General features: G+C 57.7%; 24 protein-coding genes. 5 read left to right on the top strand and 19 right to left on the bottom strand.

The genetic code is table 11. The annotated features are described in order from the left end of the window. Positions 1 to 16: 16 nt before the first annotated feature. The 10 genes from QPL95_RS06430 to QPL95_RS06385 form a co-directional block, all read right to left on the bottom strand. Positions 17 to 871 (bottom strand): ABC transporter permease, encoded by an 855-nt coding sequence (locus QPL95_RS06430; RefSeq protein WP_303290178.1) that lies wholly within the window; start codon positions 869 to 871, stop codon positions 17 to 19. A 16-nt stretch (positions 872 to 887) separates the two neighbouring features. Beyond that, entirely contained in the window at positions 888 to 1,751 is an 864-nt protein-coding gene (locus QPL95_RS06425; RefSeq protein ID WP_368389728.1) for an ABC transporter permease, read from the bottom strand. Next, the gene (locus QPL95_RS06420) at positions 1,748 to 2,842 is read right to left on the bottom strand and encodes an ABC transporter ATP-binding protein (protein ID WP_303290177.1); all 1,095 of its coding nucleotides are present in this window, start codon (positions 2,840 to 2,842) and stop codon (positions 1,748 to 1,750) included. The genes QPL95_RS06425 and QPL95_RS06420 overlap by 4 nt, the downstream gene beginning before the upstream one ends. 5 nt (positions 2,843 to 2,847) lie before the next feature. Then, a complete protein-coding gene (locus tag QPL95_RS06415) occupies positions 2,848 to 3,921 on the bottom strand; it encodes an extracellular solute-binding protein (protein ID WP_303290176.1) in 1,074 nt (357 codons plus the stop codon). Positions 3,922 to 4,071: 150 nt separating this feature from the next. Continuing rightward, on the bottom strand, positions 4,072 to 5,112 hold the full coding sequence (locus QPL95_RS06410) for an extracellular solute-binding protein (RefSeq protein WP_303290175.1): 1,041 nt from the start codon (positions 5,110 to 5,112) through the stop codon (positions 4,072 to 4,074). Continuing rightward, positions 5,109 to 5,879 carry a spermidine/putrescine ABC transporter permease PotC gene (gene potC, locus QPL95_RS06405; protein ID WP_303290174.1) on the bottom strand — a complete coding sequence of 257 codons (771 nt, stop codon included), beginning with the start codon at positions 5,877 to 5,879 and terminating at the stop codon, positions 5,109 to 5,111. The genes QPL95_RS06410 and potC overlap by 4 nt, the downstream gene beginning before the upstream one ends. Continuing rightward, complete coding sequence (gene potB, locus QPL95_RS06400) at positions 5,876 to 6,733, bottom strand: spermidine/putrescine ABC transporter permease PotB (protein WP_303290173.1); 858 nt, start codon at positions 6,731 to 6,733, stop codon at positions 5,876 to 5,878. Before potB ends, potC begins: the two co-directional genes overlap by 4 nt. Further along, a complete protein-coding gene (gene potA, locus QPL95_RS06395) occupies positions 6,726 to 7,847 on the bottom strand; it encodes a spermidine/putrescine ABC transporter ATP-binding protein PotA (protein ID WP_303290172.1) in 1,122 nt (373 codons plus the stop codon). The genes potB and potA overlap by 8 nt, the downstream gene beginning before the upstream one ends. Positions 7,848 to 7,978: 131 nt before the next feature. Next, positions 7,979 to 9,049 carry a TRAP transporter substrate-binding protein gene (locus QPL95_RS06390; RefSeq protein WP_303290171.1) on the bottom strand — a complete coding sequence of 357 codons (1,071 nt, stop codon included), beginning with the start codon at positions 9,047 to 9,049 and terminating at the stop codon, positions 7,979 to 7,981. Between the two features lie 114 nt (positions 9,050 to 9,163). Next, a complete protein-coding gene (locus QPL95_RS06385; protein WP_303290170.1) occupies positions 9,164 to 10,843 on the bottom strand; it encodes a methyl-accepting chemotaxis protein in 1,680 nt (559 codons plus the stop codon). 357 nt (positions 10,844 to 11,200) lie between these two features. Here QPL95_RS06385 and QPL95_RS06380 point away from each other — a divergent pair, with 357 nt between their 5' ends. After that, positions 11,201 to 11,581 carry a rhodanese-like domain-containing protein gene (locus tag QPL95_RS06380; protein ID WP_303290169.1) on the top strand — a complete coding sequence of 127 codons (381 nt, stop codon included), beginning with the start codon at positions 11,201 to 11,203 and terminating at the stop codon, positions 11,579 to 11,581. 32 nt (positions 11,582 to 11,613) lie between these two features. Here the strand turns inward: QPL95_RS06380 and QPL95_RS06375 are convergent, their stop codons facing one another. Beyond that, entirely contained in the window at positions 11,614 to 12,387 is a 774-nt protein-coding gene (locus QPL95_RS06375; protein WP_303290168.1) for a cation diffusion facilitator family transporter, read from the bottom strand. 93 nt (positions 12,388 to 12,480) lie between these two features. Between QPL95_RS06375 and QPL95_RS06370 the strand changes: the two genes are divergently transcribed. Further along, a complete protein-coding gene (locus tag QPL95_RS06370; RefSeq protein WP_303290167.1) occupies positions 12,481 to 13,362 on the top strand; it encodes a LysR family transcriptional regulator in 882 nt (293 codons plus the stop codon). Here the strand turns inward: QPL95_RS06370 and QPL95_RS06365 are convergent. From QPL95_RS06365 to QPL95_RS06355, 3 genes are read right to left on the bottom strand one after another with little or no spacing between them, the layout of a single operon-like run. Beyond that, entirely contained in the window at positions 13,341 to 13,586 is a 246-nt protein-coding gene (locus QPL95_RS06365) for a DUF3565 domain-containing protein (RefSeq protein ID WP_303290166.1), read from the bottom strand. The genes QPL95_RS06370 and QPL95_RS06365 overlap by 22 nt on opposite strands. Beyond that, positions 13,583 to 14,470 carry an EamA family transporter RarD gene (gene rarD / locus QPL95_RS06360; RefSeq protein WP_303290165.1) on the bottom strand — a complete coding sequence of 296 codons (888 nt, stop codon included), beginning with the start codon at positions 14,468 to 14,470 and terminating at the stop codon, positions 13,583 to 13,585. The genes QPL95_RS06365 and rarD overlap by 4 nt, the downstream gene beginning before the upstream one ends. 7 nt (positions 14,471 to 14,477) lie before the next feature. Next, positions 14,478 to 14,942: a YchJ family protein gene (locus tag QPL95_RS06355; RefSeq protein WP_303290164.1), complete on the bottom strand. Its 465-nt coding sequence runs from the start codon at positions 14,940 to 14,942 to the stop codon at positions 14,478 to 14,480. A gap of 163 nt (positions 14,943 to 15,105) precedes the next feature. Between QPL95_RS06355 and QPL95_RS06350 the strand changes: the two genes are divergently transcribed. Beyond that, positions 15,106 to 16,071, top strand: coding sequence for a GGDEF domain-containing protein (locus QPL95_RS06350; RefSeq protein ID WP_303290163.1), 966 nt, complete (start codon positions 15,106 to 15,108; stop codon positions 16,069 to 16,071). 103 nt (positions 16,072 to 16,174) lie between these two features. Here the strand turns inward: QPL95_RS06350 and QPL95_RS06345 are convergent, their stop codons facing one another. Beyond that, positions 16,175 to 16,603, bottom strand: a complete 429-nt coding sequence (locus QPL95_RS06345; protein WP_303290162.1) for a hotdog fold thioesterase — start codon at positions 16,601 to 16,603, stop codon at positions 16,175 to 16,177. Between the two features lie 137 nt (positions 16,604 to 16,740). Here QPL95_RS06345 and QPL95_RS06340 point away from each other — a divergent pair, with 137 nt between their 5' ends. Then, positions 16,741 to 17,205: a cytochrome c gene (locus tag QPL95_RS06340; protein WP_303290161.1), complete on the top strand. Its 465-nt coding sequence runs from the start codon at positions 16,741 to 16,743 to the stop codon at positions 17,203 to 17,205. A gap of 14 nt (positions 17,206 to 17,219) precedes the next feature. On the opposite strand, the gene QPL95_RS06335 is transcribed toward QPL95_RS06340, so the two are convergent. Beyond that, the gene (locus QPL95_RS06335; protein ID WP_303290160.1) at positions 17,220 to 17,906 is read right to left on the bottom strand and encodes a cytochrome b/b6 domain-containing protein; all 687 of its coding nucleotides are present in this window, start codon (positions 17,904 to 17,906) and stop codon (positions 17,220 to 17,222) included. Positions 17,907 to 17,996: 90 nt separating this feature from the next. Continuing rightward, entirely contained in the window at positions 17,997 to 18,764 is a 768-nt protein-coding gene (locus QPL95_RS06330; protein ID WP_303290159.1) for an ABC transporter substrate-binding protein, read from the bottom strand. Between the two features lie 186 nt (positions 18,765 to 18,950). On the opposite strand from QPL95_RS06330, the gene QPL95_RS06325 reads away from it, so the two are divergent. Then, positions 18,951 to 19,634, top strand: a complete 684-nt coding sequence (locus QPL95_RS06325) for a type 1 glutamine amidotransferase domain-containing protein (protein WP_303290158.1) — start codon at positions 18,951 to 18,953, stop codon at positions 19,632 to 19,634. Between the two features lie 17 nt (positions 19,635 to 19,651). On the opposite strand, the gene QPL95_RS06320 is transcribed toward QPL95_RS06325, so the two are convergent. Together QPL95_RS06320 and QPL95_RS06315 are read right to left on the bottom strand one after the other, a co-directional pair. Further along, positions 19,652 to 20,824: a benzoate/H(+) symporter BenE family transporter gene (locus tag QPL95_RS06320; RefSeq protein WP_303290157.1), complete on the bottom strand. Its 1,173-nt coding sequence runs from the start codon at positions 20,822 to 20,824 to the stop codon at positions 19,652 to 19,654. Positions 20,825 to 20,947: 123 nt separating this feature from the next. After that, positions 20,948 to 22,294, bottom strand: coding sequence for an MFS transporter (locus tag QPL95_RS06315; protein WP_303290156.1), 1,347 nt, complete (start codon positions 22,292 to 22,294; stop codon positions 20,948 to 20,950). Positions 22,295 to 22,316 lie beyond the last annotated feature (22 nt).

Raw genomic sequence — 22,316 nt, 5'->3', positions numbered from 1 at the left:
GGTGCTGTTTATCAATTCATCGCCCCTGGCTCTGCCTCATGGTCAGCAAGGCCAACAGGGCCGACACCACCATCAAAAACAGCGCCACAGCATTCAGCACCGGTGTCGAGCCCTCCCGCAAACGGTTGAACAAGGCGACGGTCAGCGGCGTGTCGCTGCCAGTCAGCATCACCGTGGTATTGAAGTTCTCAAACGACATCAGAAACGCCATGGCCGCTGCCCCGAAAATCGACGGCATCAGCCAGGGCAGCGTAACGGTAAACCAGGCCACCAGCGGCGTGGCACCCAGATTCAGCGCGGCCTCTTCCAGCTGCGGATCAAACTTGCGCAAACGAGCGCCGATCACCAGAGTGGCCAGGGTGGTAATAAACGTCACCTGCCCCATCACCACCAGCGTCATACCTGGCCGGAATACATCCAGCTCCAGCCCCCACAACCGAGACACGTCGTTCGCCATGCCGCTGTAAAAAACCAGAATCGACACCCCGAGAATCACCCCCGGGATGACCAGCGGCAGCAGCATCAACAGATACAGAAATTCCTTGCCCCGGAACTGCAGGCGCTCGAACAAGACAGCGTTCACGCAGCCCAGGGCAACACTGGCCAAAGTCACCCAGAAAGCAATCTGGACGCTGACCCACAGCGCACCAAGCAAGCCGTCATCATGAAACAGCCCGGTGCGGCCCGCAGAGCCATCGGCCAGGTACCAGTCCAGGGTGAAGCCCTGCCAGGGCAATGAGGGGAAAGGCGAATCGTTGAAGGCAAACGCTGCCGTCACCAGAAGCGGCAGGGCAAGGTAGACAAAAAACGCCACCAGATAAGCCAGGTAGAGGCTATCAAACAGCCGGGACCTCGGGACCGAACGAATCATCGTGCACCCCTCAGCATCAACCCATCACCTTGCGCAGGGACTGCCCCGACAACTTCAGGCCCAGCCAGACCATCAGTGACGACAAGAATAGCAGCAACACGCCCAGAGCGGCCCCCTGCTCCCAGTTAAACCGGGTAATAAACTGGGTAAAGATCTGCTCGGTAAACCAGGCACTGTCTTTGCCCCCCATCAGCACCGGTGTCAGGTAGCTGCCAAGGGTGAGCATAAACACCACAATACAGCCCGAAACAACGCCAGGCATGGCCCAGGGGACCACAATCTCCCGCAATACCGTGGCGTGGCCGCCGCCCAGGTCGTAGCCGGCTTCCACCAGGTTTTCGTCCATGCCATCGAGGGTCGTCACCAGCGGTACCACCATGAACAACAAGCCGTTGTAGACCAGCCCAACAATCACTGCCACGTCGTTATAGAGCATTTCCACCGGCCCATCCACCCAGCCCAGCGCCTGCAGCCAGGCGCTGAACAAGCCGCTTTCACGCAGCAAAATCATCCAACCGTAAGTGCGCACTAACTCACTGGCCCAGAACGGAATCAGGCAAGCCAGAAACAAAATGCCCTTGGCGCGGCCCCGGGCCATTTTGGCGATGTACCAGGCAATCGGAAAGGCAATCAGCAGCGTGAGAAAGGTGGTGAACAGGGACATGACCCCGGTACGTACAAAGGTTCGCCAGTAGTAGGCTTCACTGAAAAAATTCTGATACTGATCAAGGCCCCAGGACAGGCTGTCCCAGCTTTCCCGCACCTGAAACGACACCCTCAGCATCTGCAGGTGCGGCACCAGAACCAGCAGTAGAATCCACAGCACAAACGGCGTCAGCAGTAGCCAAAGTGACAGGCGGCCGGCGGCGGAGGAGGTCACGGGTTGCCTGCTGCGAATACCCGGGCCAGCATCGGGTCCCAGGCCAGGCGGATTATGCCATCCGTGGTCAGCCTGGGTGCCGAGCCATCCTGCGGCAGGCGGGCATAGACAGGCTGGTCGCCTTTGGCCGCTTCCACCCGACTGTTGGCGCCATCAAACAAGGTCGTGCGGACCCGGGCCTGCATGGCGGAGTACCCTTCGTTCAAGGCGTCACCGGTCAACACCAGAGATTCAGGCCGGACATAAAGCTCGGCCCGGCCACCGGCTTTCACTCCACCAGAGGCCACCCGGCCACGAACCACCTCGCCGTCTTCCAGCCGGATCTCGGCCAGATTATCCCGCACCGACACCACCTCACCCACCAATTGATTGTTGTCGCCGACAAAACCCGCCACAAAGGGCGTGGCCGGTTCCCGGTACAGATCCTCCGGTGGCGCTACCTGATCAAAACGGCCATTCTTCATCACCGCCACCTGGTCTGACATCACCATGGCTTCCGACTGGTCGTGAGTGATGTACACAAAGGTGGTGCCGAACTGTTTCTGCAGGTGTTTGAGCTCAATTTTCATCTGCTCACGCAGTTTCAGATCCAGCGCGCCCAGCGGTTCGTCCAGTAGCAGGAGCGTCGGTTCCAGTACCAGGCAGCGAGCCAGGGCGACCCGCTGGCGCTGACCGCCGGACAACTCCTGAGGATTGCGGTGTTCCAGTCCCGGCAGGCCTACCTGCTCCAACACCTTCGCCACCCGCTTGTTACGCTCGGCGGAGGCGACTTTTCGGCGTTTCAGGCCGTAAGCAATGTTGTCGCCCACCGACATGGTGGGGAACAGCGCCAGATGCTGAAACACCATGTTCACCGGTCGGCGGTTAGGCGGCACATCGTTCATGCGCTGGCCACGTATGTGAATATCGCCTGCATCCGGTTTATCAAAACCCGCCAGCAGCCGCAGCAACGTAGTTTTACCGCAACCCGAGGGCCCGAGAATCGAGAAGAAGGTGCCCGCCGGTACGTCCAGTGAGATGTGATCTACCGCGGACTGACGACCAAAGCGGCGCACCAGCCCGTGGCAGGAGAGGTCAGACGCTGTTGTCATGCCCTTCAGTTCGCCGCCTGAACACGATCCAGCACTTGCCCTTCCATCGCTTCCAGGCCCGGGGGCACCGGTGGGTACCACTTGATGTTATCGATGGCCGTTTGGTCAAAACTGGCCCGGTAAGCATCCCTCAGATCCGCTTTTACAAATTCATCGACGCCGTTGGAGGCGGTGAAGTTACCGGAGGCATTGGTGATTTTGGCGGCGATTTCCGGTTGCATGACAAAGTTGATCCACTTGTAGGCGGCCTCTTCGTTCTCGCTGCGGCGGGGAATGGCGAAGGTATCAATCCAGCCCAGGGCACCGGATTCCGGCGCTACAAAGCGGATCTCGGGGTTTTCTGCGTTCAGCTTCCAGCCACCGGCATCCCAGGCCATGGCGGCGGTCACTTCACCGGTACGCAGCAACGACAGCAGCTGGTCGCCGCCGGTCCAGTAGGTTTTCACGTTGGCTTTGCAGTCGATCAGCTTGTCCTCCACCTTAGCCATGATCGACTGGTACTCGTCCCGGTCATCGTAGGCCGCGAATGGGTCCATCCCCATGGCAAACGCAAACCCCATCAGGGTCGGGCGCTTGAGCCGGTAGCTGACCTTGCCGGCCACTGCCGGGTCACACAGGTCGGTGTAGTCGGTGACGGTATCTGCCACCGAGCTGTGTACGATCAAACCACTGGTACCCCAGACAGACGGCACCCCGAAGGATTGGCCGTTCAGGGCGGTCGATTCCCGGGTGGCTTTGACCATCGACGGCTGCAGCTGATCGGTATTAACCCGGCTGTAGTCGATGGGCTTGTAGATATTGAACTGGCGCTGCACGCCCACAATGCGATCCTGGCTGGGCTGGGCCAGGTCGAAACCGGCGCCGCCGGTGGCCCGCAGCTTGGAGATCATGTCTTCGTTGTTGGACAGGGTAATTTGCACATCAATGCCGGTCTCTTCTTCAAACTGGGCCACCACCTCATCCGGAGCGTAGCCGCCCCAGGTGATCAGTCGAAGTTCTTCAGCCAGAAGGTTACCGGAGGCGGTCGTGGCGGCCAGCAGGGTGGCCAGTGCTGATATCCGTGTCTTACGCAGTGCCATGGTCGTTCATTCCCCTGAAACGGTGTTATGCGGATTCGCTAACGTTTTGTTATCAGGAAGTTATAGACCATGTATTTCAGTTTTGTGAAACCCGGGCACAAAAAACGGAGGCCAGGGCCTCCGTTTTCCGGGTTCGGAATGCCTTACCGGTTACTGACCGGACTTCAGCATTTCCCAGTACTTGGCGTACACCTGCAGTGCTTCGTCACCAATGTCGGTCTGGAACTCAGCGTTGATCATGTCGGTGGCGTTCGGGTAGCTGGCCCGGTCATTTGCCACAGATTCATCAAGCAGATCACGGGCCGCCAGGTTCGGGGTGGCATAACCGATATCTTCGCTGATCAGGGCGGAAATTTCGGGTTGCAACACAAAGCTGATGAACTGGTGCGCGGCGTCTGGATTCTTGGCGTTCTTGGGAATCACAAAACTGTCCAGCCAGGCAATAATGCCTTCCGCCGGATACACGTATTCCAGAGTCGGAAGACCGTCACGGCCCATTACCGCTTCGCCATTCCAGATCATGCCGATATCGGTTTCACCTTCCAGGTACGGCATGCGCGGCGCGTCCGAATTGAAGGTGCGCACCGAAGGCATCAGCTCGGTCAGCTTTTCATAGGCCGCCTCGATCTCGTCCGGATTGGTGCTGTTACCGGAGTAGCCGAGTACCCGCAGCGCTACGTGGAACACTTCGCGCATGTCGTTAGTGAGCATCACACGGCCTTCAAAACGCTCGTCCCACAGGTCGGCCCAGGCGGTGACTTCGCCGTCCACATCAGCGGTATCAACCGCCAGGCCGGTGGTGCCCCAAAGGTAGGGCACGCTGTACTGGTTGTCCGGGTCGATATCCAGGTTGACCAGTTCCGGATCGAGATTATCGAAGCCTTCGATCTTGCTGCGATCGATCGGCATCAGCAGATCTTCCTGGCGCATCTTGCTCACGTAGTAGGTAGACGGCACGGCCAGGTCATAGGCGGCGCTCTCGTCCAGCAACTTCAGCCGGGCATACATCGCCTCATTGCTGTCGTAGGTGGTGTACACCACCGGGATACCGGTTTCCTCGGTAAACCTGTCCAGAACTTCCTGAGGCATATACTCAGACCAGTTGTACAGGTTGAGAACCTGCGGCTCCTCAGAACCACTGCAGCCGGTAAGGCCCACCGCCAGCAGGGTGGCCAGTGCCAGTTTTTTCATCGTTTGCTCCTTAACAGTATCCATTGAGACAACATCAGCATAACCAGTGAAAACACCAGCAACAGCGTGCCCAAGGCATTCACCTCGGGCTTCAGGCCCACGCGCACCATTGAGTAAATGCGCAGGGGCAAAATTTCATAACTCGGGCCGCTCACAAAGGTGCTCACCACCACGTCGTCCAGAGACAGTGTAAACCCCAACAGCCAGCCCGCCAGCAACGCCGGCATAATCACCGGGATCAGCACGGTGCGGGTCATGGTGAAATCACTGGCACCCAGATCCCGGGCGGCTTCGGGCAGCCGTTCATCAAAGCCGCTCAGGCGTGCCATCACGGTGATCACCACAAACGGCAAGCAGAAGGTGACGTGCGCCAGCAACAGAGAGACATAGCCCAACTGCAGCCCCACCAGCAGAAACAACGCCAGCAACGAGATGGCCAGCACAATCTCCGGCGACATCATTACGATAAACAACATGCCGTTAAGTACTTTTTTGCCCCGAAACCGGTAACGGTGGAGCGCCAGGGCGGTCAACGCTCCAATAATGGTAGACACTGTGGCGGCCGAAAGCGCCAGCCAGAGCGAATTCCACATCGCCTGCACCATGGCCCGGTTGTTGAACAGGGCTTCGTACCAGCGCAGGCTCAACCCTCCCCACTCATAGCCGGTACGTGAGTCGTTGAACGAGAACACCACCAGCACCAGGATGGGCACATACAGCAGCAGATAAATCAGCGTCAGGTACGTCCGGGGCAGCCAGCGGCTCATACGCCCTCCTCCCCGATCCGCCGTTTACTCAGCCGGTGGGCAAACATGAGAAACGCCATGGCCAGGGTCAGTACGATGCTGGCCGCAGCGCCAAAGGGCCAGTTACGGGCATCCAGGAACTGGTTCTTGATCACGTTACCCACCAGCAGGTTGCGGGAACCGCCGAGAATGTCCGGCACGAAAAACAGCCCCATGGCCGGCAACAACACCAGCATCACCCCCGCCAGTACGCCAGGGAGGGTCAGCGGCACAATCACATGAATAAACGTGGAGAAACGGCCCGCACCCAAATCGTGGGAGGCCCGCAACAAATCATCCCGAAGATCATCAAACACCGCGTACAGTGGCAGGATCATGAACGGCAGCAGCAAATACACCAGGCCAATGATCACCGCACCTTCGGTGTACAGCATCTGCAGGGGCTCCTCAATCAGCCCCAGAGACATCAGCGCGCTGTTGAGCAGGCCGTTGGTGGCCAGGATCAGCTTGAGGGCGTAGGTGCGCACCAGGGAATTGGTCCAGAAGGGTACGATCAACAGAAAGATCAGCAACACCTGATGCTGCCTGGCAACCTTCGATAACGACCAGGCAAAGGGATAGCCTATCAGCAGACAAATCAGCGTGGTCATGGCCGCCATGTACAGGGAGTGCAGAAACACCTCCAGGTACAGCGGGTTAAGCAGCTGGCGGTAGGCGTCAAGGTTCAGCGGCAACGAGATGAAGGTGCCCGGATCCCGCGTCATCACGCTGGCCCCCACCACCAGCAGGTTCGGGGTAAACACCAGAAACAGCAGCCAGCCCCACACCAGAATCAGAACGGCGGTTCTGAACGGCTGCTGCCGGGCACTACGCATCAACGGTGTCATCCTCGGCGGCGGGTGCCGGCTCGTCTGGCAGCAGCCATTCCCAGCCGTCCACCCAGCTGACCTTCACCGGCTCACCGAGCCTGTAATCAAAGGTGGGGTCGTCTTCATCGAAAAACTCCGAAGCCAGAACTTCGGTGCCATCCTCAAGGTGAATCACCGAATCCAGAGTACTGCCTTTGTAGTTGCGCTCAACAACTTTGCCAGACACACCGTCGTCCTCTTCAGGTGCCAGTACCCGGATATCTTCGGGCCGCAGCAGCACATGCAGCGCCTGGCCATCGGACACTGCAAAATCCGGCTTTCGGAAGGTACGCTTCAAGCCAAAAACATCCACGGTAATGGTGTCGTCGCCGTTGGCGGAATCCACCCGGCCGGGGAAGAAGTTGGTCTCACCCACAAACCGGGCGGTAAACAGGTTGGCCGGGCGCTCATAAACTTCCCGCGGGGTGCCCAGCTGCTGGATATGGCCATCCTTGAGCACCACCACGCGATCGGACATCGACAGAGCTTCTTCCTGATCGTGGGTGACAAACACAAAGGTAATGCCCAGCTCCCGCTGCAGGCGCTTGAGTTCCACCTGCATGGTGCGGCGCAACTTGTAATCGAGTGCCGACAGGGGTTCGTCCAGCAACAGCATTTTTGGCCGTTTGACCACCGCCCGGGCGATGGCGACCCGCTGCTGCTGGCCGCCGGAGAGCTGGTGTGGCTTGCGTCTGGCAAAGTCTTCCAGCTGCACCATGGCCAGGGCGTCCTCAACCCGCTCCCGGATTTCATCCTTGGGGCGCTTTTCCATTTTCAGGCCATAGGCCACATTGTCGAACACCGACATGTGCGGGAACAGCGCGTAATTCTGGAAGACAGTATTGAGCGGGCGGTTTTCCGGTGGCGTGTGCGTAAGATCCTGGCCACCCAGCGTTATGGTGCCTTCATCAGGATGCTCAAAACCGGCCATCATGCGCAGCAAGGTGGTTTTGCCACAACCGGACGGACCCAAAAGCGTAATGAACTCGCCGTCGAAGATTTCAAGATCGAGCGAATCCAGTACTGTTTTGCCGTCAAATTGCTTGGAGAGATTACTCAGAGATAGCAGTGTCTGTTTCATCGGCCCTGCCCAAAGAATGAGCGGCCTATTTTTCCAGAAACGGGGCCAAACAAAAAGGGGCGTCGGGGTAATCTCTGACCCCGACGCCCCTTGGCTTTGGCCCTTGGCGTACGCTGTACTTCCGCGCTCTGTTACTGGTCAGCCACGCTGTTCAGGTACGCCTTGTCCGAAATATTGGTCCAGGGCCGCACCTGCTGAAGGTACTCGCGCTGGGAGGTAATGATTTCGTTGGCCAGCTCGTCCTTTTCCGCAAACTCATTCAACAGGCGGTTGGTGGTGTCACGCAGTGCGCCGATGACTTCCGGCGGGAACACCTTATGGGTCACCTCCGGATACTCCTTCTTCATATTTGCCCAGGCGGCCCCACTTTCGTGCGTACTCTGGATATACATGTCATAGGCCGCGGTGCGCATGGATACCCGCAGAATTTCCTGAAGGTCAGCCGGCAGTTTGTCCCAGGTTTTCTGGTTAATCAAAAACTGCACCTCGGCATTGGGCTCTTGCCAACCCGAATAGTAATACTTGGCAATCTGGTGGAACCCCATCTGCAGATCCAGCGCCGGGCCAACCCATTCCACCGCGTCAATGGTGCCCCGCTCGAGGGAGGTATAGAGTTCGCCTGGCGGCAAGTTGGTAACCGCCACGCCCAGCTCAGACATCACCTCGCCGGCAAATCCGGGTGTGCGCATCTTCAGGCCTTTGAGGTCGTCCAGCGAATTGATTTCCTTACGGAACCACCCGCCCATCTGGTTGCTGGTGTTGCCCCCGGGGAACGAAAGCAGGCCGAAGGGCTCGTACACCTTCTGCATCAGCGCCATACCATCATCGTGATAGAACCAGGCGTACATCTCCGGAGCGATCATGCCAAACGGAATGGTGGTGAAATACATGGCATTCGGGATGGTGCCTTTGTAATAGTAAGACGCCGTGTGCCCCATGTCGTACTGACCGTTGCGAACCAGATCGAAGATGCCAAACGGCGCTTTGTGCTTGTTGGAAGAATCGATACGAAACTTCAACCGGCCATCGGACATTTTCTCCGCCATGGCGGCCATATTGCGGGGCGACTGACCCAGAAGACCGGAGTTCGGCCCCCAGGTTTCCGCGAGGCGGATGGTGTAGGTTTCCTCGGCAGCCGCAAGCGGGCTGGCCAGAACCGCAACCAGGGCAAGGGCTGCAACGAAGGTATTGCGCATGAACATAGTGTTGGCTTCCGTTGTTATTGGTATCAGGAATGTTGCAAACGGTGGCAGAACGCCATCATAACCGCCTAAGCCAGCCTCGCCAATTGGTGGGGCTGACTTAGGGGAAAACCATTACACCTTGAACTGGGAAACCAACTCCCGCAGGTGCTCGCCAAGCCGTGCCAGTTCGTGGCTGGCTTCGTTGGTCTGGGTAACGCCGGTGTCGCTGCGCTGTGCCGCATCGACGATCCGCACTACGTTCTGGTTGACCTCTTCGGCCACCTGGCTCTGCTGCTCCGCCGCTGTCGCGATCTGGGTGACCTGATCATGAATCTGGGTCACCGAATTCACGATTGTGCTCAGGGCCGTGGTGGCATGGTTGATTCGTTCAACCGTCGCCTCGGAGCTCTTGCGGGAATGATTCATCCGTTCAACCGAGGCTTTTGATTCCGTCACAAAGCCATCAATCATACCGCGGATCTGATCTGCCGACTCCGCAGAGCGCTTCGCGAGCTGACGCACCTCATCAGCAACCACTGAGAAGCCCCGGCCGTGCTCGCCCGCCCTCGCGGCTTCAATAGCGGCGTTCAACGCCAGCAGGTTGGTCTGCTCGGTCACCGCCTGAATGACGTCCAACACCTGCTGAATGTCATTCGATTTCTCTGCCAGCGCATGAATACTGGCCGCCGTGCTTTCAATTTCACTGGACAACTGTGTGACCGAACCCTGGGCACTGGCAATGGTCTCACCGCCCTCACGCGCCATGCGGTCGGCGTCTGATGCCGCACTTTCAACCTCGTTGGCGTTGCCGGAAATCTGCTGAATGGTGGCGGCCATTTCATTAATCGCAGACGCGATCTGGTCGGTTTCAGACCCCTGCTCCTGAACGGACTGGCGGGTTTCGCTGGCCACCCGGCTGAGCTCTTCGGCGGCTGAAGCCACCTGATCGGTGGTCGAGCCAACCTCACGGATGGTGTTCTGCATCTTGATAACAAAGTGGTTGAAGCGCTGCCCCAGCTCCGCCAACTCATCTTTGCCATCTTCCGGCAGCCGCTGGCGCAGATCTCCCTCGCCGTCTGCGATTTCCCGCATCATCACGCTGACGGTGTTCAGGGGACGGGTTACCGTGCGGCCAATGACCAGGCCAACAATCAACGAAATAATCACCACCACAACGGTGACCAGAAGAATGAACCCCATGGCTGAAGACATGGCATCGTCAATATCTTTCTTGGCCGCAGCCAGGACACGCTCAATGTCGGTTACGTACACTCCGGCGCCTATCATCCAATCCCAGCCGGGTATGACGGTGGCATAGGAAACTTTCGGCTCAATAGCCCCGCCAGAGGCCGGATTCGCCCAGTCGTAACTGTAAAAACCGTCTTTGCCGGCCGCATCAAAAAGGTTACTGACCAGTCCCTGCACCGTGGTATTGCTGACCGGCCCTTCTTTAGATGGGTCTGGTGCATAAGCAAGATTATAGGGCGCCCGGGTGTAGGCAAAGACATAGTTGTTGTTGCCAAAATTAATCGATCGAATTCGCTTACGGGCTTCTTCTTTGGCTTCTTCGTCGTTCAACCCGGAATTGTTTTTGGCGTCCATAACCACGTCTTTGGCCGCTTCAATCAGGTCCTTCAAACCCTCTTTGCGCGCCGCCAATAACTCGGCCTCAAGCCGCTCCAGCTCAGCCTCACCGTTGGCACTGATTTGCGCACCCGTGATCCAGGCAATGGTACCGGCCGTAATCAATACGGGCACCATTACGCCGATCAGTAATCGGGTTCGAATTTTTATATTGCTCATGAACGACATGGCTACTGCTCCGGAATTTTATTGGCCTGGTAATTATCCACAACGCTTGAAGGCAGGCTGTTCCAGTTTGTTAACAGCTGTATACAGACACTGGTGCACGATAAACGGGCAGTGGGCACCAAAGCCCACAGATCAAGCGATTCGGCTAAATCTTATCATCGGCCGATATGTAAACGACTTGAGCTCTATCAGACTAAAGTGTCATGGGGAGATCGGGGCAATTCCGATGCATGCAGCAACAGACCGCCATCCACTGCCGGCCACGGAATCCGCATTGTAAATTTGCCACAGCGCGGGTGACGCACACACTGGAAATCGCTTAACCTTGTGCATCACCCGACGACATCTGGAGGCCCGATGAAAACTGCCCACGATCTTGTTGCCGAAGCCCGGCAGGTTATTCAGGAAGTGCCACTCGCGGAGGCAGACGCTGCGATCAAGAATGCAGACCTGCTACTGGACGTCAGGGATGCTGACGAGTATCGCGCCAGCCACATTCCGGGTGCGGTGAACGTCTCCCGCGGCATGCTTGAATTCAAGTTTACCAACGATCCCGCTTTCGAAAACCGTCAGATGAAAATCGTACTCTATTGCAAGACGTCTGGCCGGGCGGCGCTGAGCGCCAAAGCACTCAAGGACATGGGCTACATGAACGTTCTGTCCATTGAAGGCGGTTTTGATGGGTGGCTCGAAGCTGGCAAGCCGACCGCCACGCCAGACCTGCCTTCATTCGAATAACAGCGGTTAGTCCGCTGAAGCAGAGCTGGTACTCAGATTCGTACCAGCCGTGCTTCCAATAACAGGTTGGGCCCGAGCTTGGCCACCTTCACGCGAGCAGGGTTCAAACCCATGTCTTCCAGGGCTTCATGAATGTCATCCATGGCGTCTTCTCTGGGCGCCGCCAACAGCAACTCCCGAACTGACGCCAGAATCATCTTCACGGGCACCGTCATGAAATACACCGAAATCACCAGCATCATCACCGGGTCCGCATACACGGCCAGCTCAGACCACTGACTGCGCTCAAGCAGCCAGGCAACGGCGAAACCGATCATAACCGCGGCGCTCAGCGCGCTGTCCATCAGCCACTGACTTTGCTCCGCCTGCACAAGCCCCGAACCATTACGGGCGCTGCTCCAACGCAGATAACACCAGACCCCCAGACAGCCCACGACGTTAACGGCACCAAAGATCATGGCCATATCGGCATCAACGGGCCGGCCGCCCTGCAACAACGACACCACAGCAGAAACCAGTGACAGCACGCACACCAGGGCGATCACCAGGCCTTTGACCGCAATCACCAGCGGCTCAACCGCACCCATTCCGAACGGGTAGTCTTCCGTAGCAGGCCGGCGAACCAGGCGCGCGGCATACAGTGACAGCAGAGAGAGCGCCAGGCTGACCATCGAATAGGCACCGTCAAAGAGAATGACCAGAGAGTCGACCCAGAGCCCCCAGCCTATACCGGCAACCGCAAACAGACCGGCACCAACAGCAGATAACGTCAGCGCCATATTTTCCCGCGCCAGAGAAGTAAACATTTTGACCTCCTGAGAATTGCCGGCCATATTATCGGGATCTGTTTGCAGGCGTGAGTCGCTGAGCGACGGAAAAACCGGCGCAATGAGAAATCGATGAAAACTTCCCAGATCAAGATGTTCCTGTCAGTCGTGCGTAACGGCAGCGTTGCGGCGGCCGCCAGAGAGCTGAATCGCAGCCGGACCACGGTCAGCACGGTACTGGCGTCACTGGAAGATGAACTGGGCGTGGCGCTGTTTGAACGCAGCGGCAACCAGCTGCACCTGACCTCCGTTGGCCAGTCCATTCTCACTGACTGTCGGCGTTTCGATCAGGTGGCCGGGCAGATACAGGCACGCTGCCAGCATCATCTGAGCGGTGCCGAATCGGTGCTGCGCATTGCCCGGGATGACGCCATACCGGAAGACGTGTGGCGGGATATTCTGCGGCGCCTGAAACAACGTTTCCCACAGACCAGCCTGTCAATCTACCTGGCTCCGCCGCGCGAACTGCCTTCCCTGGTGCGCAACCAATCGGTGGACGTCGCCTACGGGTTGATGCCGGAACTGATGAACGAAGGCTACCAATGGTTCCGCGAACTGGCCGATGTGCGCATGCTGACCGTCGCCGCGCCCGATCACCCGCTGAGCCAACTAAAACGCGTAACCCAGGATGACCTGATCAGCCACACCGAAATCACCATTGCTTACATGCAGGATTCGGTGCTGGTGGCAGACTCACCAGAAACGGCCAACTATCTGGCGTTTACCCAATATGAGTTGATCCGCGATGCGGTGATGGACGGTGCCGGCTGGGCTGATCTGCCATTACCATTGATTGCCGAGGCATTAAGAAAGGAGCAATTGAAAACCATCCACCACCGCAGTGCACGCTGGTGGAAAGTATTCAGCGCACTGGAGTCGGAACAAGCCCAGGGGGGTGCCGTGGTAGGTTGGTTGGCCGACGAACTGGAAGCCTATCTGGACACCATGGCTTGAGAGGCACCCGAATCTTCAGGCTGCTCGTCCGCTGGCGCACCCTCATCGCACTTCTTGCAGTCCAGCTCAAACCCCAACATAGACTGCCGACCTTCCGGCGTAATCACCCACGGCCGGTTCACCCAGGGCGGATCATGGCGTACATGCTGGTTGTGGCCACAGCCTAACTGGGCCACCCAGTGGTTTTCATCGTCTAGGTGGTAACCGGTGATGGGCCGCTTCATACCTTCGCTCTGCCTGCCCACGCCGACCAGGAATAAACCACCAGTGCCACCCAGATCATGACAAAGCTGATCAACTTCTCGGTACTGAGCGGTTCATGAAACACGTAAAGTGCGATCAAAAACTGGATAGTCGGGTTGATGTACATCAGGAAGCCCACCGTAGAGAGCTTCAACCGGCGCGCCGCACCTGCGAACGCCAGGAGCGGGACCGCAGTAACGATGCCGCTGGAGAGCAACAGCAAAGCACTGTAGGAACCCTCGGCAAAGTGGGAGAGCTCCCGGGCCGAGAGCCAGGCCAGAGTCAGTAAACCCAGCGGCAATAACAACAGGGTTTCCACGAACAGGCCAGACAAGCCATCCAGCTCCACTTTTTTGCGCAAGAGCCCGTAGGTGCCAAAACTGAACGCCAGCACCAGGGTAATCCAGGGCAGCTCACCCAACAGGAAAAGCTGGTACAGAATGGCAACAGCCGCCAGCGCAACGGCGACCGTCTGCAGGCGGGAAATTCGCTCTCCCAGAATCATCATGCCCATCGCCACATTCACCAGCGGCGTCAGGAAATAGCCCAAACTCGCCTGCAACACGTGACGGGTCTCTACCGCGTAGATGTAGACACCCCAATTCAAAGCGATGAACACCGAACAGCCAAGGACAAAACCCAGCTTCTTGGGCTGCTTCAGTGCAGTGGTTACTGCAGGCCAGCGCCTGAGCAGGGAAATCACGATACCCAGAAACAGGCAGGACCAGATCACTCGATGAATGAGCACTTCCCAGGCGGGAATGCCCTCAAACAACGCAAAATAAAGCGGGAAGCTGCCCCACAGAGTGTAGGCAGCAAGGCCGTAGGCGACACCCTTGCCGGTTTCCGGCAGTGGTTTGGTCATAAGTGATTCACCGGCGTAAACAACAGGATTTATATTTTCCACCGCTGCCACACGGGCAAGGCTCGTTGCGCCCCGGCTTAAGCACCCCTTCGCTCGTCTCGCCCTCCAGATAGAGCCACTGACCACCCTCTTTCACAAACTGCGAAATCTCCTCCAGGTAACCCCAACCCGAGCCAGCTTGATAGCTCGCCCGGAAGTGGACACGGCCCCGGCTCCCTTCATCAGCACTGCTGATGATCCTCAGGGATACCCAGTAAGGTGAGGTCTCAAGATCCAGGTCACGGGGTCGGGTGCTGAAGTGCCAGGTATCAAGAAGATAAGGTTCATTTTTCAACACATACGCGGTATAGCGTGAGCGCATCAACGCCTCGGGATCCGGCGCGGGCGCACCAGCGTGCCATCGCTGACAACAGCCCGAATAGGCAATACCGCTGCCGCAGGGGCACTGGTCAAGGTCGCGCTCTGTGTTCATATCAGGGGTCGTCTCTCTGGTAATTCAAAGCCAGAATACTATCAAGCCACCCGGCAAACATAGGTACAAGCCGAAGACTACGACAGGTTCCGGATGCAGGCGACGGCCTAAGGCGCCATACTCAAAACCACATTGACTAAAAACCGAACGAAGATAAAAACCAATGGAACGCGGTATACCATCCCTCAATCTGCCAGCTCGACCGGACAAACCGACATCAGATGCCGGCACCTCCGTCGAAGGACTCCAGGCGGTACTGGATAATCTCGACGCACTGGTTTACGTGTCTGACTTCGAAACCTATGAGCTGTTGTATATGAACGCCTATGGTCGGCGGATCTGGGGCCACATTGGCGGCCGCAAATGCTGGCAAGTACTTCAGGATAGCGACGGCCCCTGTAACTTTTGCACCAATCACCTGCTGGTATCCAGCGACGGACAACCGAACCCGCCCCATGTCTGGGAATTCCAGAACCAGCTCGATCAACGCTGGTACCAGTGTCGGGACCAGGCCATTCGCTGGACGGACGGCCGGCTGGTGCGACTGGAGATTGCCACCGACATAACCGACCGAAAGCAGATGGAGCTGGAACTGCATGAGGCTCACGAAAAAGCCCGGGCGGCGGCGCTCACCGATGAACTGACCCGCCTGCACAACCGCCGGGCCTTCTTCGAGTTTGGCGGCCTGTTGCTGAGCCAGGCCCGCCGCCATCAATCCCCCATGGCTCTGATCATGATGGATCTGGATTTTTTCAAACAGGTAAACGACACCTACGGCCACGATGCCGGGGACGAAGTGCTCAGACAGGTTGCCGCCGTGCTACAGGAGAGAGTCAGAGAATCTGACATTGTAGCCCGAATGGGTGGCGAGGAATTTGCTCTGTTACTGCCGGAAACCGGCGCACAGAAAGCACGGGAACTCGCCGAGCGCGTGCTGGATCTGCTAAAGGCTCTGACCGTCGCGCACCAGGGTCATACCATCCAACCCAGTGCCAGTTTTGGCATTACCGTGCTGTCAGTAAATGATCACCGGCTTGAAGACCTGCTTAACAGGGCAGACCGGGCACTGTACAACGCCAAAGACCTCGGCCGGGGCCGGGTGAGAATGGATACAGACCACATCACCTGACCTCTGGGCTGAAGGCCAAAGCAGAGGGGGATACTCCGGGTTACCGCCATCCGGCTTAAATCTTGATATCCATCAAGCTTAGGCAAGAAACCCTGCCGTCCGATTACCCGGGCCGCTTCGTCACCGCCATCGTCAGCCGTGAAATACAGGTCAGCTTGCCCTGCTCATTCTCCAGCCGGATTTCCCACACCTGGGTGGTGCTGCCAATGTGCTGGGCGCGGGCGGTGCCGTATACCCAGCCACCGGTGACCGGGCGGATGTGATTGGCGTTGATGTCCAGCCCCACAGCCACGGTATTCTCGGCTTTCAGGCAACAATTGGCAGCCATACTGCCCAGCGTTTCAGCCAGCAGTACCGAAGATCCCCCGTGCAGAATGCCAAACGGCTGCACTGTGCGCTCGTCAACCGGCATGCGGCCTTTTACGTAATCGTCGCCAACTTCAAGGTATTCAATACCCATGTGACTGACGGCGGTGTTTTTGCTCGCTGCCATCATCTGGTCAAGATCTGGGGTTACTGTCCATATTGCCATGGTGGAATATCTCCGGATTGAACTTTAGGCTCTTATATCTGTCAGGCATGAGTCTATACAGATAGGATGCTCACAACCAAACCTTTATAGAGCATTTTTGCTCAACAACCAATCCGACCAAATGAGAGGGACCTGATATGAAAAAAACCGGCCTGATATCCGCAACCGTTCTGGCTGTATCTTTTGCCATGCCCTCAGCCGCCCAAATGAGTGTTGAAGACCAGATTGAAGCCCGCCAGGCGGCGTACCAGTTTATGTCCTGGAATATGGGCAAGATCAAGGCCCAGGCGGTGGATGGTGACGTGGCCTTCAATGCCGAACAGATGAAAGCCGCCGCCAACGCCATTGCTGCCGTTGCCAACTCGGGGATGGGTGCGCTCTACAGCCCGGAATCAACCCTCGACAAGGCTGAAAACACTCGCCTGAAACCTGACTTTTTCCAGCAACCGGAAAAAGCCCGGGAAGTCGGCATGAACTTTGGCCGTGAAGCCAACAAACTGCAGGAAGTAGCCGCCACTGGCGACAAAGCCGCTCTGGCCCGCCAGTTTGCGGCCGTGGGCGAGACCTGCAAGGCCTGCCACGACAACTTCCGCGCCAAGTAATTCGCGCCTTCGGCTTACCACCCCAGATTCTGGGGTGCTGGTTCCGGTGCCGGTGGTGGTGATACAAACCAGCCACTGGCACCTGCGACCACCACCAAAGCCAGTATCAGCGACAACGTAAACGCGACAGTACCGCCCCCTCTGGCATCGTCCGCCAGGCCGGCCTTTACCGTCTTCCGGCCTGTGATCATGGGCTTGAGCAGGTTGTCTTTTTTGACTTTCGAATAGAACACCACTGCCAGCACGTGCAAGGCGACGAGACCGTACAGGTACCATTCGGTCTGCCGATGCCAGCTGCTCAGGGTATCGCTCCAGGCCGAAGACACCAACGGGTACAACGGTCCGTTGAAGGCAATGTCGTCATTGGCAAACAGACCGGTAACCGCCTGAACGCCGAACAGAGCCATCAGTGCCAGCACCGACAAGGCTCCCAATGGATTGTGCCCCACGCCCTGCCACTGGCCACGCAGATAAGCCATGATCGTTTTGGGGCCAGCAATGAAAACGCTAAATCGGGCGTAGGTCGAGCCAGTAAAGCCCCAGATAATCCGGAAACCCAGAAGGCCAATTACCAGCAAGCCTGACCGCTCGTGCCATTCCGGCATGCCAGACTTGATCGTTATCACCGAACCCGTAACCGCAAGCACCAGGAGCCAGTGGAACAGGCGAGTGGGCAGATCCCATAACCGGATGGTTGTCATGTCAGCGTCATTCCTCAAATGCAGATCTGGCTCAAGACAACCGTAAGCTTACTAAGTTCCCGCGCACCGGCACCCGTTGCAACCCGTGGATTAACGCTCCGGCTGTTCCAGGTAACGGAGCAAGAGGCTCTCCCGGATACCCTCTTGCTCAACCAGTTTCAGAGCGGCTCTGATGTCATCGGCATAGGGAGTTGCGGGGGACTGCTCGGACAGAACAATCCAGGAGCGCTCACCCGGCACAAAAAAGGGTGAAACCCTGGCGTCCAGCCCCAGTTTTCGGGCCGTATAAAGCCCCACCAACTCAGGGGCAATGACCACATCCACCCGACCCTTCTGCATCATCAGCATGAGATTTTCATAACGCGCTGCGGACTCTTTCGCCAAGGTTTCATCCTGATCAAAACGCCTGAAGTAGGTCGCGCCTTCAAGCACCCCAATCGACTTGTCACCAAGATCGCCATAGCGATCAATGCGATTTTGGTCATCCAGGTAGAAAAACAAACGCCGTTCAGGCGGAAAAGCCGGCGCCACAAACTCCAGGTTCTGTTCGCGCTCGTTCGTGCGCACCAGACCCAACATCATGTCGATTTCACCCTTCTGCAACATCAACTGAAGCCGACGGAATGGCGCCTCCCGGTATTGAACGGTCCAGCCCAACCGGTCAGCAATCTCCTCGAAAATCTCCAGATACAATCCCGTTTTACGGGACGGCTCCAGTATCCGGTAGGGCGGCGCATGGTCCACACCCACAATCACGGTCAGGGGCGCCACGGTTTCGGTGCCCTGTTGCGCCCACAATACCCCCGGCGCCAACCACAAAAGCAGGACCAGCAAAGGCCTTACTATGACTCTCTTCATTGCTCTTTCATTCCCTGCCCGCTCTCACCCGTCAAGTGCGTTGCCTGTGATTCCAGTATAGACCCTTGAGACATCCATTCATCCCAAGTTTCCGTATCCCTGTTGAATTTCCAATCGATCGTCACAACCTCTTACGGGTAACGCCCGACAATTCACTTCCGATTCCCGACAGGAGGATCGAATCCTATGAACATTCTGATGGTACTGACCTCACACGACCAGATGGGCGACACCGGCCACAAAACCGGCTTCTGGCTGGAAGAATTCACTGCACCATTCTTTGTCTTCAAAGACGCCGGCGCCAGCATAACCCTGGCCTCACCCAAAGGCGGACAGCCGCCGGTTGACCCGAACAGCGAAGCCGAAGACGCACTGACCGACTCCACTCGCCGTTTCATGGCAGACTCCCACGCCAAAGAAATGCTGGCCAGCACCAAAAAACTGGCTGATGTGGACATGAACCAGTTCGACGCCATCTTCTACCCGGGTGGCCATGGGCCGCTGTGGGATCTGGCCAACGACGAAAAGTCCGTTGCGCTGATCAAAGCCGCCTACGAACAAGACAAGGTCATCGGCGCCGTGTGCCATGCCCCAGCGGTGTTCAAGAATGTGTTTGTAAAGCCCGACCAGAACATCGTCGGCGGTCGTGAGGTCACCGGTTTCAGCAACTCCGAGGAAGAAGCGGTGCAGCTCACTAACATCGTGCCCTTCCTGCTGGAAGACATGCTGAAGCAGAACAATGCCCGGTACAGCCGCGGTGACGACTGGGCCCCGCACATTGTGGTGGACGGCAACCTGATCACGGGCCAGAACCCGGCATCCTCCGAAGGCGCAGCGAAAGCTGTTCTACAAGCGCTGCAGGAAGGCTAGCCACCCGGCCTTTCGGTCTATTTTCCGGCGCGGCTGTTGAGTACCCGATAGCAGCCGTAGCCGATCACCACCCCCCAGAAAGCCGACGACAGGCCGTACAACGACATGCCGGACGCCGTCACAACAAAGGCAATTAACGATGCCTCCCGGTGGCTGGCGTCCTCCAGAGCGGCGTGCAGATTGCCGGAGATTGCCCCCAGCAACGCCAATCCAGCCAGCACCGCAATGAAAGCAGCGGGCAGCGAAGTGAACAGGCTGACAATGGTACCGGCAAACAAACCTCCCACCAGATAGAACACGCCGTTGAACACGCCAGCCACATAGCGCCTTGACGGGTCTTCGTGGGCATCCTTACCGGTGCAGATGGCCGCTGTAATGGCCGCTACCACGGTGGTAATGCCGCCAAAAACCGCCACCGGCAACGACACCAGGCTGGTCACCGCAATGACGGGCTTGGCCTTGACCCGATACCCGGCAGACTGAAGGATTGCCATGCCCGGCAGGAACTGACCGGTGAGACTCACCAACACCAGCGGAATTGCCAGGCTCAGGGTCGAACCCAGGGACCATTCCGGCTGGATGAATTGCGGCACCGCCAGGCTCCAGCGCACGCCAGACAGCGACGCGCCTTCCAGCCATACCGCCAGCACCACACCGGTGATCAGCAACAGCACCAGGGTGTACTTGGGAAGTAATCGGCGAAACACCACATAAGACACCAGCATGCCAATGGCCAGTGCCGGCGTGGTTTCGATGGCGGTGAAAGCACCCACCCCGAATTGAAACAGGATACCGGCCATCATGCCTGCGGCAATGCCCTTGGGAATGGCACGCACGATGGTGTCAAAGGTGCCCGAAACACCGATCAGAAAGATAATGATCGCGGCGGTGATATAGGCCCCTATGGCCTCATTCAGGGACAGCTCAGGAAACAGGGTAACCAGCAAGGCGGTGCCTGGCGCCGACCAGGCCGTGACCACCGGTGCCTTGAGCCACAGCGACAGGATAATGCCAGACACCGCGGCACCCATTGAAATGGCCCACACCCAGGAGGTCATCATCTCCGTCGAAATACCGGCACTGGCACCGGCCTGGAAAAAGATCGCCAGCGGCCCGGAGTAAGACACCAGTACCGCCAGAAACCCGGCGACGACAGCCGGCAGGGAAAGATCGTGCGCGAAACGCCTCATATCGGAACCTTATTGTTTTTGATCACCTTGCCTTGAATACGAAAAAGACCCCGCACACAAACGTGCCGGGGCAAAGAGGGGTTCGACTGACTGTGTCCCCCACGATCGATCAACGCATTCCGATCAATTGCTTGCTGCCAGCGAGCGGGCTCCCTCCGGCTGCGGATTCTTTACACCAAAACGGCGGCCCACCAGAGCAATGGCCACGGTAGCAATGGCACCAGGAATCGCCAGTGCCAGAAAGTTCAGATGGTGCGGCAAAGCCAGCGCCAACAAGGTACCCCCAAGCATGGGCCCGACAATGGCACCGTTTCGGCCGATTCCAGAAGCCCAGCCCAGGCCGGTGGAGCGAATACTGGTGGGATAATACTGGGCCACAAATGCGTACAACAAGATCTGTGAGCCGATGGTGGTGGCACCGGCAATGCCGACCAGGGTATACAGCAGCCACATCGGATTTTCATACCCCAGCAGCACCAGTGATCCGGAGCCCAGAATAAAGAACGACACCAGCACCGAGCGCAGCGACAGCCGATCCGCCAACCAGCCTCCACCCACCGCGCCCACAATGGCACCCACATTCAGCACCATTAAAAACATCAGGCTGGAGCTGAGGGCGTAGCCGGCATTGGACATCAGTTTCGGCAACCAGGACCCCAGAGCATAAACCATCAAGAGGCAGCAGAAGAACGCCGTCCAGAACATCACCGTACTCATGGCACGGCCATCACGAAACAGCTCCAGCACAGGGGCCTTGCTGTTTCCCGCGGGCGGCACCACCAGCACATCCTGATCGCTGAGGTGTTTATGGGGTGCCACTTCGGTCAGGATACTCCGGGCCTCATCGCCCCGCTTCTGCGCCATCAGAAAGGCCACAGATTCGGGCAAATACTTGAGCATAAAAGGCAGCATCAGCAACGGTACGATAGCCAGATAAAACATGATTTCCCAGCCAAAGTTCGGCACGATCCAGATACCCAGGCCGGCCGACATCATGCCTCCCACGGCATAGCCACTGAACATCAGTGCCACCAGGGTGCTGCGTATGCGCGCGGGTGAGTATTCACTCATCAGCGACACCACATTGGGCATCACGCCACCAATGCCGAGCCCGGCAATAAAGCGCATGATGCCGAATTGCCAGGGCGTGGTGGCAAAACCGTTGATCACGGTGGCAACGCTGAACAACACCACGCAACCGATGATCACATTTTTGCGGCCCAGACGATCCGACAACATACCGAAGCCCATGGCTCCGAACATCATGCCAAACAGGGCGCTGCTGCCCAGCAGCCCGGCCACGTAGGGGTTCAGGTTCCACTGCTCCATCAGGATCGGCAGCACAACACCGTAGATCACCAGGTCGTAACCGTCGAAAATGATGATCAGCGTGCACCAGAAGAGCACCTTCCAGTGAAACCGGGTAAAACTGGCATTATCAATTACGTCGTTGACGTCAATATTTCTCATGATCTGTTTCTCCGAGTGTTGT

It is taken from the genome of Marinobacter sp. SS5-14b (assembly GCF_030541005.1).
Classification (GTDB): Bacteria; Pseudomonadota; Gammaproteobacteria; order Pseudomonadales; family Oleiphilaceae; genus Marinobacter.
Note: the sequence above shows the minus strand (reverse complement) of the source record. Positions and strands in the feature narration are given on the sequence as shown.